Annotated in this window: 14 protein-coding genes and 1 pseudogene; 10 read left to right on the forward strand and 5 right to left on the reverse strand. The window is 69.6% G+C overall.

All coding sequences use genetic code 11. From position 1 onward, the window contains the following. Positions 1 to 31 precede the first annotated feature (31 nt). A pseudogene (locus PV396_RS00825) lies at positions 32 to 1,074 on the reverse strand (class I SAM-dependent methyltransferase). Positions 1,075 to 1,227: 153 nt separating this feature from the next. On the opposite strand from PV396_RS00825, the gene rpsA reads away from it, so the two are divergent. The 4 genes from rpsA (at position 1,228) to PV396_RS00845 (ending at position 5,025) form a co-directional block, all read left to right on the forward strand. Next, positions 1,228 to 2,727: a 30S ribosomal protein S1 gene (rpsA, locus tag PV396_RS00830; RefSeq protein WP_319199610.1), complete on the forward strand. Its 1,500-nt coding sequence runs from the start codon at positions 1,228 to 1,230 to the stop codon at positions 2,725 to 2,727. A 223-nt stretch (positions 2,728 to 2,950) separates the two neighbouring features. Further along, complete coding sequence (locus PV396_RS00835; protein WP_319199611.1) at positions 2,951 to 3,889, forward strand: PAC2 family protein; 939 nt, start codon at positions 2,951 to 2,953, stop codon at positions 3,887 to 3,889. A gap of 87 nt (positions 3,890 to 3,976) precedes the next feature. Continuing rightward, entirely contained in the window at positions 3,977 to 4,585 is a 609-nt protein-coding gene (gene coaE, locus PV396_RS00840; RefSeq protein ID WP_319199612.1) for a dephospho-CoA kinase, read from the forward strand. 50 nt (positions 4,586 to 4,635) lie between these two features. Beyond that, positions 4,636 to 5,025: a tetratricopeptide repeat protein gene (locus PV396_RS00845; protein ID WP_319199613.1), complete on the forward strand. Its 390-nt coding sequence runs from the start codon at positions 4,636 to 4,638 to the stop codon at positions 5,023 to 5,025. Positions 5,026 to 5,042: 17 nt separating this feature from the next. On the opposite strand, the gene PV396_RS00850 is transcribed toward PV396_RS00845, so the two are convergent. After that, positions 5,043 to 5,309: a DUF6343 family protein gene (locus PV396_RS00850; protein ID WP_319199614.1), complete on the reverse strand. Its 267-nt coding sequence runs from the start codon at positions 5,307 to 5,309 to the stop codon at positions 5,043 to 5,045. Positions 5,310 to 5,522: 213 nt separating this feature from the next. On the opposite strand from PV396_RS00850, the gene PV396_RS00855 reads away from it, so the two are divergent. From PV396_RS00855 to PV396_RS00865, 3 genes are all read left to right on the forward strand, one after another. Then, positions 5,523 to 6,212, forward strand: a complete 690-nt coding sequence (locus tag PV396_RS00855; protein ID WP_319199615.1) for a class I SAM-dependent methyltransferase — start codon at positions 5,523 to 5,525, stop codon at positions 6,210 to 6,212. 46 nt (positions 6,213 to 6,258) lie between these two features. Further along, positions 6,259 to 6,801, forward strand: a complete 543-nt coding sequence (locus tag PV396_RS00860; protein ID WP_319199616.1) for an MOSC domain-containing protein — start codon at positions 6,259 to 6,261, stop codon at positions 6,799 to 6,801. Between the two features lie 87 nt (positions 6,802 to 6,888). Beyond that, a complete protein-coding gene (locus PV396_RS00865; RefSeq protein ID WP_319199617.1) occupies positions 6,889 to 7,377 on the forward strand; it encodes a DoxX family protein in 489 nt (162 codons plus the stop codon). A 73-nt stretch (positions 7,378 to 7,450) separates the two neighbouring features. On the opposite strand, the gene PV396_RS00870 is transcribed toward PV396_RS00865, so the two are convergent. Continuing rightward, a complete protein-coding gene (locus PV396_RS00870; protein ID WP_319199618.1) occupies positions 7,451 to 7,981 on the reverse strand; it encodes an RNA-binding S4 domain-containing protein in 531 nt (176 codons plus the stop codon). Between the two features lie 90 nt (positions 7,982 to 8,071). Between PV396_RS00870 and PV396_RS00875 the strand changes: the two genes are divergently transcribed. Together PV396_RS00875 and pip are read left to right on the forward strand one after the other, a co-directional pair. Further along, positions 8,072 to 8,803 carry a uracil-DNA glycosylase gene (locus PV396_RS00875; RefSeq protein ID WP_319199619.1) on the forward strand — a complete coding sequence of 244 codons (732 nt, stop codon included), beginning with the start codon at positions 8,072 to 8,074 and terminating at the stop codon, positions 8,801 to 8,803. 61 nt (positions 8,804 to 8,864) lie between these two features. Next, on the forward strand, positions 8,865 to 9,836 hold the full coding sequence (gene pip, locus PV396_RS00880; protein ID WP_319199620.1) for a prolyl aminopeptidase: 972 nt from the start codon (positions 8,865 to 8,867) through the stop codon (positions 9,834 to 9,836). A 43-nt stretch (positions 9,837 to 9,879) separates the two neighbouring features. Here pip and PV396_RS00885 read toward each other — a convergent pair whose 3' ends face one another. Together PV396_RS00885 and PV396_RS00890 are read right to left on the reverse strand one after the other, a co-directional pair. Further along, positions 9,880 to 10,290 (reverse strand): (2Fe-2S) ferredoxin domain-containing protein, encoded by a 411-nt coding sequence (locus tag PV396_RS00885; RefSeq protein ID WP_319199621.1) that lies wholly within the window; start codon positions 10,288 to 10,290, stop codon positions 9,880 to 9,882. Next, complete coding sequence (locus PV396_RS00890; protein ID WP_319199622.1) at positions 10,287 to 10,943, reverse strand: GntR family transcriptional regulator; 657 nt, start codon at positions 10,941 to 10,943, stop codon at positions 10,287 to 10,289. Before PV396_RS00890 ends, PV396_RS00885 begins: the two co-directional genes overlap by 4 nt. 270 nt (positions 10,944 to 11,213) lie before the next feature. On the opposite strand from PV396_RS00890, the gene PV396_RS00895 reads away from it, so the two are divergent. Then, on the forward strand, positions 11,214 to 12,710 hold the full coding sequence (locus PV396_RS00895; RefSeq protein WP_319199623.1) for an NCS1 family nucleobase:cation symporter-1: 1,497 nt from the start codon (positions 11,214 to 11,216) through the stop codon (positions 12,708 to 12,710). The last annotated feature ends 2 nt before the right edge of the window (positions 12,711 to 12,712 follow it).

Consider the following 12,712-nt stretch of genomic DNA (forward strand, 5'->3'; position numbering starts at 1 on the left):
TTTCGAGGGCCTGCCGGGCAAAGCCGGCGGTTCAGTCGCGCTCACAGACGAGGATCGCCGTCCCCGGGATGAGGCCGCCGCGCAGCGGGGACCAGCCGCCCCACTCGGACGTGTTCCAGGACGGCCACTCCGGCTCGACCAGGTCGACCAGGCGGAAGCCGCCCGCCACGACGTCCCGGACGCGGTCGCCGACCGTCCTGTGGTGCTCGACGTACACCGCGTTGCCGTCGTCGTCCTGCTCGACGTACGGCGTGCGGTCGAAGTAGGAACCCGAGACGGACAGGCCCTCGGGGCCGGGCTCGTCCGGGAACGCCCAGCGCAGCGGGTGGGTCACCGAGAAGACGAAGCGCCCGCCGGGGCGCAGTACCCGGCGTACCTCCCGCAGCACCTGGACCGGATCGGCGACGAAGGGCATGGCCCCGTACGCCGAGCACACCAGGTCGAAAGAGGCGTCCGCGAAGGGCAGCGCGCCGGCGTCGGCCTCCACCAGAGGGACGTCGCCGCCGATCCGCAGGGCGTGCTGGAGCTGGCGGTGGGAGAGGTCGAGGGCGACCGGACGGGCGCCCTGGGCGGCCAGCCAGCGTGAGCACTGGGCCGCGCCGGCGCCGATCTCCAGAATGTCCTTGCCTTTGAGGTCCTCGGCGGGGCCGAGGAGTTCGGCCTCCACCTCGTCGAGGCCCTCGGGGCACCAGACGAAACGGTCGTCGCCGAGGAAGGTGCCGTGCTCGTTCTGGTAGTCGTCCGCGTTGCGGTCCCACCAGCCCCGGTTGGCCCGGGAGCTCTCCGTGACTCCCGCGGCACGCCGGGTGGCCTCCGGCTCGGTCGATTCGGGCTCTTGGATGATCGGCTCCCTCGTATTAGTGTGCGGTCTCTTCGGTGCGACCTGTCCCGGCGGGTGTCACGAATGGGACGCCGACGCGCCTGCGTGGCCTCCTGGGGCACGTCTTGTGCCGGGTATGCGGCGATCCGCCCCGGGTGTGCGCCTTCGCGCATTGACCCTGCCCGGCTGCCCCCGTATGCTACAAGTTGCGCTGCGGGCCTGCGCACCTCAGACGTAGCAGGCTGCGCTCGCATCTGTATGTATGTCCCCTCGGTTGTCGAGGCGCCACTGGATCAGCAGGTCCAGGTGTGGCGCTTCCTTGGCTGTCCGGCCTTCTGCAGAGCGAAACGGGCTCCCGGCGCAAGCAGTACCTACGACTCTCTGTCCGTACCGGAGCCCTTTCCCACATGACGAGCAGCACCGAGATCACCGCCACCACTCCGCAGGTTGCGGTCAACGACATCGGTGACGAGGAAGCATTCCTCGCCGCTATCGACGAGACGATCAAGTACTTCAACGATGGCGACATCGTCGACGGCGTCATCGTCAAGGTTGACCGGGACGAGGTTCTCCTCGACATCGGTTACAAGACCGAAGGTGTCATCCCGAGCCGCGAGCTCTCGATCAAGCACGACGTCGACCCCAACGAGGTCGTCAAGGTCGGCGACGAGATCGAAGCCCTTGTTCTCCAGAAGGAGGACAAGGAAGGCCGCCTGATCCTCTCGAAGAAGCGCGCCCAGTACGAGCGCGCCTGGGGCACCATCGAGAAGATCAAGGAAGAGGACGGCATCGTCACCGGTACCGTCATCGAGGTCGTCAAGGGTGGTCTCATCCTCGACATCGGCCTCCGTGGCTTCCTGCCGGCCTCCCTCGTCGAGATGCGTCGTGTCCGCGACCTCCAGCCCTACGTGGGCAAGGAGCTCGAGGCGAAGATCATCGAGCTGGACAAGAACCGCAACAACGTGGTCCTGTCCCGCCGCGCCTGGCTCGAGCAGACCCAGTCCGAGGTGCGCCAGACGTTCCTCACGACCCTGCAGAAGGGTCAGGTCCGCTCCGGCGTCGTCTCCTCGATCGTCAACTTCGGTGCCTTCGTGGACCTGGGTGGCGTCGACGGTCTCGTGCACGTCTCCGAGCTCTCCTGGAAGCACATCGACCACCCCTCCGAGGTTGTCGAGGTCGGCCAGGAAGTCACCGTCGAGGTCCTCGACGTCGACATGGACCGCGAGCGTGTCTCCCTGTCGCTGAAGGCGACGCAGGAAGACCCGTGGCAGCAGTTCGCCCGGACGCACCAGATCGGTCAGGTCGTCCCGGGTAAGGTCACGAAGCTCGTTCCGTTCGGCGCGTTCGTCCGCGTGGACGAGGGCATCGAGGGTCTGGTCCACATCTCCGAGCTGGCCGAGCGCCACGTGGAGATCCCGGAGCAGGTCGTCCAGGTCAACGACGAGATCTTCGTCAAGGTCATCGACATCGACCTCGAGCGTCGTCGCATCAGCCTCTCGCTGAAGCAGGCCAACGAGTCCTTCGGTTCCGACCCGGCCTCGGTCGAGTTCGACCCGACGCTCTACGGCATGGCCGCGTCGTACGACGACCAGGGCAACTACATCTACCCCGAGGGCTTCGACCCCGAGACCAACGACTGGCTCGAGGGCTTCGAATCCCAGCGCGAGGTGTGGGAGAACCAGTACGCCGAGGCGCAGCAGCGCTTCGAGCAGCACCAGGCTCAGGTCATCAAGTCCCGCGAGGCGGACGCCCAGGCCGAGGCCGACGGCACCGGCGCTGCGGGTGCGGCTCCGGCCGCCTCCGGTGGCGGCTCGTACTCCTCGGAGTCGGACGACACGTCCGGCGCCCTGGCGTCCGACGAGGCCCTTGCGGCGCTCCGCGAGAAGCTGGCCGGCGGCCAGAGCTGATCGCTGCCGCTGTGGCTTAGCAGCTAGTCGAGGGGCCCGCACCGTTGAGGTGCGGGCCCCTCGTCGTGCGCGGTGGCGGTTGTCGTCCGGGTGCGGGTTCGGTGGGGGCTTGTCGCGCAGTTCCCCGCGCCCCATGGGGAGTTGGACCTGCCGTTCCTTCAAGCGGGAATGCTCGTGTCCTGTGCGGCGTTGTGGAGTATGAACACGAGGAGGAGCGGTCACTGTGCTTGATCCGCAGGGTTTGTACGCATGGGAGCCGAAAGGCCTGGCCGTCGTCGACATGGCGTTGGCGCAGGAGTCGGCCGGTCTTGTCATGCTCTACCACTTCGACGGGTACATCGACGCGGGGGAGACCGGCGGCCAGATCGTCGACCGGTTGCTCGACACGCTGCCGCACCAGGTGGTGGCCCGCTTCGATCACGACCGGCTCGTGGACTACCGCGCGCGCCGTCCGCTGCTGACGTTCAAGCGCGACCGCTGGACGGACTACGAGGTGCCTTCGCTCGATGTGCGGCTGGTGCAGGACGCCACCGGGGCGCCCTTCCTGCTGCTGTCCGGACCCGAGCCGGACGTCGAGTGGGAGCGCTTCGCCCTGGCCGTGCAGCAGATCGTCGAGCGCCTCGGCGTCCGCCTGTCGGTGAACTTCCACGGCATCCCCATGGGCGTACCGCACACCCGGCCCGTGGGCCTCACGCCGCACGGCAACCGGAACGAACTGGTGCCGGGACACCGCAGCCCCTTCGAGGAGGCGCAGGTCCCCGGCAGCGCCGAGTCACTCGTCGAGTACCGCCTCATGGAGGCCGGTCACGACGTCCTGGGTGTCGCCGCGCACGTTCCCCACTACATCGCCCGCTCCCCGTATCCGGACGCCGCACTGACCGTCCTGGAGGCCGTCACGGCGGCCACCGGTCTGGTCCTGCCCGGGATCGCGCACGCGCTGCGCACGGACGCCCACCGCACCCAGACGGAGATCGACCGCCAGATCCAGGAGGGCGACGAGGACCTGGTCGCCCTGGTGCAGGGTCTTGAACACCAGTTCGACGCGGCTGCGGGTGCCGAGAGTCGGGGCAACATGCTCGCCGAGCCGGTCGACATCCCGTCCGCCGACGAGATCGGGCTGGAGTTCGAGCGATTCCTCGCGGAGCGGGAAGGCGAGGGCTGAGCCCACCTGAGGGCCGGCTTCCACGGCCGCGCCCTCGCGGCCGCCCTGTCGGAGACGTTGTCAGCGCCAGGCCCTAAGCTTCCCGGCATGCTGACAGTGGGCCTGACCGGCGGCATCGGGGCCGGCAAAAGTGAGGTGTCGCGGCTGCTCGTCGCGCAGGGCGCGGTCCTGATCGACGCGGACCGTATCGCGCGCGAGGTCGTCGCCCCGGGGACCGAGGGGCTCGCCGCGGTGGTCGACGCCTTCGGTACGGAGGTTCTTGCCGAGGACGGCGGACTGGACCGGCCCAAACTGGGTTCGATCGTCTTCGCCGACCCGGAGAAGCTCGCCGTGCTCAACTCCATCGTGCACCCCCTGGTGGGCGCCCGGTCGCGCGCCCTCGAAGCCGCCGCGGCGGCCGACGCGGTGGTCGTCCACGACGTCCCGCTGCTCGCGGAGAACGGCCTCAACTCGCTCTACGACCTCGTGATCGTCGTCGACGCGCGCCCCGAGACCCAGCTCGACCGGCTGGTCCGGCTGCGCGGCATGACGGAGCACGACGCACGCGCGCGCATGGCCGCCCAGGCGACCCGCGAGAAGCGGCTGGAAATCGCGGACGTCGTCATTGACAACGACGTGCCACTGGACCAACTGGAAAGCCGCGTAAAGGACGTATGGGCAGATCTCGTACGCAGAGCGCGGGCATCCGGGGAATAGCCCTGCGCTGTCCGGGCGTTGAACCGGCGCAGTGAGGGAAGGACTCAGCCGTGCCCCAGACCAGCGGATCGACCGGACGTACTCCGGAGACGCATGTCATCGACTTTCGCGCCGCCGAGCGACTGCTCGCCGCGCGCGATCCCCGTGGCGCGGTGAAACTGCTCGACTCCGTGATCGCCGCGCATCCCGAGAACACCGCCGCCCGGCTGCTGCGTGCGCGTGCCTTCTTCGCCGCCGCTCAACTGCGGCCCGCAGAACTGGAGTTCACGATCGTCCTGGAGCGCGAGCCGGACAACGCGTTCGCGCACTACGCGCTCGCGCGTACCTACGAGCGTCAGCGCCGCCCCGACCAGGCCAAGCGTCACTTCCGGCTGGCGGCGGCACTCGACCCGAACCCGCGCTATCTGGAAGCGGCGCGCTTCGACGACTCGCAGCCCTAGCGCTAGCGCCTGGGGGTTCACGGGCCGCGCTGTTCCGGTGGGCGGTACGGCGGGATGTCGGGGCCCGGCTGGTAGTGCGGGCCCTGCCGGATGTGCCGCAGGATCATGGTCAGGTCGACCGTGACGACCAGCCACAGGACACCGCAGGCAGCAGCCCACCCAGGGCGCCCGGCGAGCGCGAACGCGGCGGTGCCGGCGATCGACCACACCAGCCCCCACACGCTCAGCCACAGGCGCGCCCGCAGGGCACTGCGCGCTGTCATCGGCTCACTGCCTGTACGCATCAGGACCACCACTCCCACCTGCAACGTACTCTCCGGCCCGGACGTTCACCAAGGGCCGACGGAACGCGTCCGGCTCGCCAGGAGGCAGGAGCTGTGGGCGGCCGGGCACTGGTTCATCGAGCCGGATGGTTCCCGTTTCCAGCGGTTTGACTCGAACGGGTGAACTGACTGGGAGGGGGGAACGGCCGTGCGGTCGCGGGCCGTTGTGCGGGCATGAAACGGGAAACGCGAGAAGGATATGAAGGCACGGGACCAGGTGCCATCACCCCGGACGGCTGCGCGGTCGAGCTCTACTCACGCCTGCCGATCGGCGACGAGCCGGACGTCATCGCCGCGGCGGTGCCCGCCGGCGCCCACATCCTGGAGCTGGGCAGCGGTGTCGGACGTATGACCCACCCCCTCCTGGAACGGGGCTTCACGGTCACGGCGGTGGACGAGTCGGCCGAGATGCTGGAGCGCGTCCGGGGAGCGCGGACGATACACAGCCCGATCGAGGATCTCGAGCTGGACGAGAAGTTCGACGTGGTGATGCTCGCGTCGTTCCTCGTGCACGCCGGGGACGTCGAGGTGCGGCGGGGGCTGCTGCGCACCTGCGTCCGGCACCTCGCGGAGGGCGGCCGGGTGCTGATCCAGCGCGAGGGCGCGGACTACCACACGAACCTGCCCCGCGAGCGGGTCGGCCCGGCCGGGTCGACGATACGGCTGGTGTCGTCGGAGCCGGTCGGGGACGGCGTCCACTCGGTGCACGCGGAGTACGAGTTCCCGGACGCGACGTGGACACAGACCTTCCTGGCCAGACCGTTGACACCGGAGCAGTTCGAGGAGGCTCTGGGGGAGGCCGGGCTGAGGGTGGACCGGTATTTGACGGAGGACGGGGTCTGGGTGAGGTCGGTGCGTGGGTAGGGGGAGCATGTAGCGAACGCACGACATGACGAGGGGGTACTCAGGCATGAGCGGCACAGTGGTGGCGGTCAGCAGCAACGGGGCGTACTCGTTCAGCAAGCCGAACCGGGACAGCGTCAGACTGCTGGCCGGGCTCGGCATCGAGGGGGACATACACGCCGGGACGACCGTCAAGCATCGCTCGCGCATGGCGAAGGATCCCACGCAGCCGAATCTGCGCCAGGTGCACCTCGTGCACGAGGAGCTCCTCGCCGAGGTCGCTGAGCAGGGGTTCGAGGTGGCGCCCGGAGAACTCGGCGAGAACATCACCACCCGGGGCGTCGATCTGCTCGGCCTTCCGGTCGGCACCTTGTTGCACATCGGCGACGACGTGGTGCTGACGGTGACCGGCCTGCGCAATCCCTGCCTGCAGATCGACGGATACCAGGACGGGCTGCTCAAGCAGGTGATCGGTCGGGACGCCGCCGGGAACGTCGTCCGCAAGGCCGGAGTCATGAGCGTTGTGACGGAAGGAGGTGAGGTGCGCCCCGGAGACCCGGTCAAGGTGGAGCTCCCGAGCGGGCCGCACCAGGCACTGCGGCCGGTCTGAGAAGTACCTCCGGGCGGCGATGAGTTCTGGGGCGACGGTCGGTCTACCCCTGCGAAAGCAACCCAACCGCTCACACGGGAGACCTCCATGTCCGAGACCACCGCCCCCGTCCCCACCACGCCCCTCACCCTCACCGCCGGCTCCGACGTTTCCACCACTGACGCCACGGCCACCAGGTCCGGGTCCGCTCGGGCGCGGCGCGCCTGGATCGCTCTGCGAGCGCTTCAGGTGGTGCTGGCGCTGTTCTTCGGGTTCGCGAGTGCGTTGCCCAAGCTGATCGCGCACCCGTCGGCCGCCGAGTCCTTCGACAGGATGGGCTGGGGCAGTGCGGGCATGTACACCATCGGTCTGCTCGAACTGGCCGGAGCCGTCGCCCTGTTGATCCCGGTGCTCCAGTCGGTGGCCGCGATGGCGCTGAGTGCGCTGATGGTCGGCGCGTTCGTCGTGCAGGTCACCGTCTTCGACGGGCAGTACGCGGCGACGCCGGTGATCCTCATAGTGCCGCTCACGCTCATAGCCTGGGCCCGCCGAGGGCACAACGCGGATCTGCTGCGGCTGGTGCGGCGCCAGGCGTAGAAGGTGCCGTGCGACGCATCAGGGGCCCACCCTCCGGGGAGGCCACCCTCCGGGGAGGGCCCTCGCGGCGGTCCTACGAGGCGTCGTCGGGTCCGCCGACACCTCGTAGGCGTTCCATCTCGCGGCGGTCCCGCTTGGTCGGGCGGCCCGCGCCGCGGTCGCGGACGCCGGCCGGGGCGACGGCCTCGCGGGGCGGCGGCGGAGGGCTGTTGTCGACGTAGCACTGGATGGCCACGGGCGCCCCGACCCGCTTGCGGATCAGGCGTTTCACCACGACGATCCGTTCCTGGCCCGCGTGGCGGAGGCGCACCTCGTCGCCGACGCGCACGGCGTACGCGGGCTTCACGCGCTCGCCGTTGACACGGACGTGGCCGCCTCGGCAGGCGGTCGCGCCCATGGAGCGGGTCTTCACGAGACGTACGGACCAGATCCAGCTGTCGATGCGAACGGTCTCACCGCTCGCCGGACCGGCTGCGTCCGCCGCAGCCACCGCCGGGGAGGCCGGTGCCGTCTCGGCGGCGGTGCCGTCTTCGACGTGTGCGCCGTTTTCGGCCTGTGCGCCGTCTTCGGTGTTCGCGCCCTCGGGAGCCCTGCCAGATGCCATGCCCCCGACCTTAGTACGCCGGATCGGGCGGACCAGACGGGTTTCTCCGGTCGCGGCGGCGGTTCCTCTCCGCCGTTCTACCGTGGACCCATGGACACCAGTGATCCGGCAACCGGGCTGACCGGGCCGACCGCGCTGGCCCTGCTCGACGAGCGGATCGCCGGGTGCCGGGTCTGCCCCCGGCTGGTCGCCTGGCGGGAGGAGGTCGCCCGTACCAAGCGGGCCGGTTTCGCCGACTGGGACTACTGGGGGCGACCGGTGCCCGGGTTCGGGCCGCCGGATGCCCGGCTGCTGATCGTCGGACTGGCGCCCGCTGCCCACGGCGGGAACCGGACCGGGCGGATGTTCACCGGGGACCGATCGGGAGACGTGCTGTACGCGGCGCTGCACGAGGTGGGGCTGGCCTCGCAGGCCACGTCGGTGAGCGTCGACGACGGGCTCGAACTGCATGGCGTACGCATCACCTCGCCCGTGCACTGCGCCCCGCCCGCCAACAAGCCGACGCCCGAGGAGCGGGACGCCTGCCGGCCGTGGCTGCTGAGCGAGCTGGAACTGCTCCGGCCGACACTGCGGGCCGTGGTGGTGCTCGGGGCGTTCGGCTGGCAGGCGACGCTGCCCGCCCTCGACGCGGCCGGCTGGAGCGTGCCGCGTCCGCGACCCGCCTTCGGGCACGGGGCGCGGGTCACGCTCGGCGGCGGGCTGCGGCTCTTCGGGTGCTTCCACGTCAGCCAGCGCAACACCTTCACCGGCCGCCTCACACCCACGATGCTCCAGGACGTACTGCGGGACGCGGCGAGCGCCGCCGGCCTGCCCCACCGGTAGCGGGAGCGGCTGCGCGGAAAATGGGGCGACCGGACCGGCGCGGGCGCGTTACGTTGCCCCGATGGGCCTGTATCCGGAGATCGAACCGTACGACCACGGCATGCTGGAAGTCGGCGACGGCAACCGCGTCTACTGGGAGGTCTGCGGCAACCCGCGGGGCAAGCCCGCGGTGATGCTGCACGGTGGGCCGGGGTCGGGAGCGAGCGCGAACTTCCGGCGGTACTTCGATCCGGCGGCGTACCGGATCGTGCTGCTGGACCAGCGTGGGGCCGGGCGTTCGACGCCGCACGCGAGCGCGTACGACACCGATATGAGCGTCAACACGACGGCCCACATCCTGGCCGATCTCGAGCTGCTGAGGCGGCACTTGGGGATCGAGCGGTGGCTGGTCTGGGGCGTGTCGTGGGGTTCGGTGCTTGGGCTTCGCTACGCCCAGACGCATCCGGATGTCGTGTCCGAGCTGGTGCTCACCGCGGTCGCGACCGGTTCCGATGCCGAAGTGGCCCTGCTGACCAGAGGACTGGGGAATCTGTTCCCCGAGGCGTTCGAGCAATTCCGTGCCGGGGTGCCCGAGGACGAGCGGAACGGGAATCTGGCCTCCGCGTACAACCGGCTGCTGGAGTCGGCCGACCCAGAGGTACGAGAGCGCGCCGCGCGGGCGTGGACCGACTGGGAGACGGCCATGCTTCCGGCGCCGCCCCGCTCCGTACCGCGCTACGAGGACCCGGTGTTCCGCATGGGCTTCGCCCGGACCGTCACCCACCACTGGGGCAACGACCACTTCCTGGGCGACGGGAACGAGGGCGCGCACGGTGTTGTACTGCGCGACGCGCACCTGCTCGAGGGCATCCCCGGCACCCTCGTCCAGGGCAGCCTCGACCCGGGGAACCTGCTCGGCACGGTGTGGCGGCTCCATCATGCCTGGCCCGGCAGCGAGTTGATCGTCGTCGACGAGGTGGGCCACAACGCCGGAGCGCCGGGCATGGTGGACGAGCTGGTGGCGGCCACGGACCGGTACGCCGCCCGCGGCTGAGTCGGCCCAGCCGTAGGGGGCGGTGCTCAGCCGTAGCCGTCGGCTAACGGCGACGGGCACGGGTGCGTTCGCCCGCCGACAGTACGAACTGGAGTTCCAGCGTGGCCGGGGGAGGGGCCACGCCGGGGCCGACCGCCTCCGCCCAGCGGAGTATCTCGTCGGTGCAGTCGTCGCCCATCGACCAGCCGATCCACACGGCTTTCCCGCCACGCCTGCGGCCCTCGCCCGACGGCTGTACGACGATGACGTTCGCCTGGTCGCAGGGGCCGAGGCAGTCCGTCGTACGGACCGCGAGGCGGCCGCCGGAGGCCGTGGCCGCCGCCCGCAGTCGCTCCAGCTGCCAGTCGTGGTCGTAGCCGGGGTACTTGCGTGGGTCGCCGCAGCAGCAGCCACGGCAGACGATCAGGGTGCAGGGGCGGGTGCGGGCAGCGCCGATCACCGTACGGGCGCTCACAGTTCGCCCTCCGTTCCGAAGAGGTGCCGTACCGTCGAGCGGTGGTTGGCCTGGACGTGGGTCAGTGCGTGGGCGCGGGCCCGTGCCGGGTCGCCGGACGCGATCGCGTCGTACAGCTCGCGGTGCTCGGTGAGGAGTTGGGGCCACTCCTCGTTTCGGCGGGTGAGCCAGCGGAGTCTGCCGTCGACCGGTTCCATGACCGAGATCAGCAGGCTGTTGCCGGCCGTGGCCAGGATGCGGTCGTGGAAGCGGGTGTTGACGTCGGTGATCGTCTCCGCGTCGTCCGCCGCCGTCGCCGCGGCGGCCCGGTCGAGGAGTTCCGCGAGTTCGGCCAGGTCCGCCGGGGTCGCGCGGGACGCGGCGAGGCCTGACGCGTAGACCTCCAACGCCTCACGCAGTTCGAAGAGTTCGGCCACGTCGGTCGGGGTGAGACGGCGTACGACCGTGCGCCGCGGGGTCTCGAAGAAGACGAAGCCCTCGGCGACCAGGGCCCGGATCGCCTCGCGGACGGGGACCCGGGACACCCCGAAGCGTTCGGCCAGTTCGCGTTCGACCAGTCGGTCACCGGGGCCGAGCCGACCGGCGATGATCTCCTCGCGCAGAGCCGCCAGGACGCGCTCGCGCACCGCTCCGAGCGGTTCGATCTTCGTCATGGGCCCATCTTCGCCGACCCGGGCGTGATTTACGGAGCCGTAACAGAGCGGACATCGGACCGGACTCTTGACGGGAGGAGCATGTGCGCAGTTTGGTATACCAAACGCGTCGCAGCTAACTCCGTTCCGATCTACTCTGCTGCGGTCTGCTGCCGTTTGTCGCTCTCCCCCAAGAAAAGCCCCGTCCGCCCAACCGCCCGCAGGTGACCACCCCCTCCGCCTCCGCTCCCCCCGCCTCTCCCGCCCCGTCCTCTCGCCCATGGAGCCCCCGTGTCCCTCGCCGACAGAGCCGAAGCCATCGGCACCACCCCAGCCTTCGTCCCCGATCCCCGGCTCACCAACGAAGACCTCGCGCCGGCGGGCAAGCGCAACTGGAAGGTCTTCGACCTCTTCGCGATGTGGATGTCCGACGTCCACAACCTCGGCAACTACACCTTCGCGGCGGGCTTGCTGGTCCTCGGTATGAACGTCTGGCAGATCTTCACCTCCCTGCTCGTCGGCTTCGTGATCATCTACGTCGGCATGAACTGGATGGGGAAGATCGGCCAGCGGCACGGCGTTCCGTTCCCCGTCGTCAGCCGGATCAGCTTCGGTGTCTGGGGTGCCAACATTCCCGCGCTCATCAGGGCTGTCATCGCCATCATGTGGTATGGCATCCAGACCTACCTGGCCTCCGTCGCCGTCAACGTCATGCTGCTCGCGGCCTGGCCGGGCCTCGAATCCTGGACGCACAGCTCCTTCCTCGGGCTCGACGCGCTCGGCTGGGTGTCCTTCGTCTCGCTGTGGCTGATCCAGGCGTTGATCATCAGCCAGGGCATGGAGTCCGTACGGAAGTTCCAGGACTTCTGCGGGCCGGCCATCTGGCTCGTCATGATCGCGCTCGCCGTCTGGATCCTCGCCAAGGCCGGATGGAGTATCTCGCTCACCTCCACCCCGCACCCGGTGTCGGTCGGCGAGCAGTGGCGGCAGTGGTTCGGCGCGATCGGGCTGATCCTCGCCACGTACGGCACGCTGATGCTCAACTTCTGCGACTTCTCGCGCTTCGCGCCCGACTACAAGACCGTCAAGCGCGGCAATTTCTGGGGGCTGCCCTTCAACTCGACGGCCTTCGTGATCGTCTCGGTCATCGTCACCGCCGGTTCGATCGAGGTGTTCGGCGAGGCCATCACCGACCCGGCGGAGCTGGTCGCCAAGGTCGGCAACACCTGGGTGCTGGTACTGGCGGCCCTGACCTTCGCCGTCGCCACCATGGGCGTCAACATCGTCGCCAACTTCGTCTCACCCGCCTACGACCTGGCCAACGTCTGGCCGCAGAAGATCACCTTCAAGGTCGGCGGCATGATCAGCACGGTCGCCGCGCTGGTGGTGACCCCGTGGAACCTCTTCTCCAACCCCACGGTCGTCCAGTACTTCCTCGGCGGACTCGGTGCCTTCCTGGGACCGCTGTTCGGTGTGATCATGCTCGACTACTTCTGGGTCAAGAAGGGTCGCGTCGACGTCGACGAACTGTTCAACGCCCAGCCCGGATCGCGCTACTACTACCGCAAGGGCGTCAACCCCAAGGCGCTGTGGGCCTTCCTGCCCGCGGCCGGCGTCGCGGCGGTACTCGCCCTGGTGAAGGACTTCAGCGACGTGGCCCCGTACTCGTGGTTCATCGGTACGGCGCTGGCGGCGGGGCTGTACGCGCTCCTGTGCCGCGACGAGCGGGCAGCGGCCGTCGACGACGAGCCGTCCGCTCCCACCTCCGGCACTTCTGTGGCGGGCTGAGC

It is taken from the genome of Streptomyces sp. ME02-8801-2C, from assembly GCF_033793965.1.
Lineage (GTDB): Bacteria > Actinomycetota > Actinomycetes > Streptomycetales > Streptomycetaceae > Streptomyces.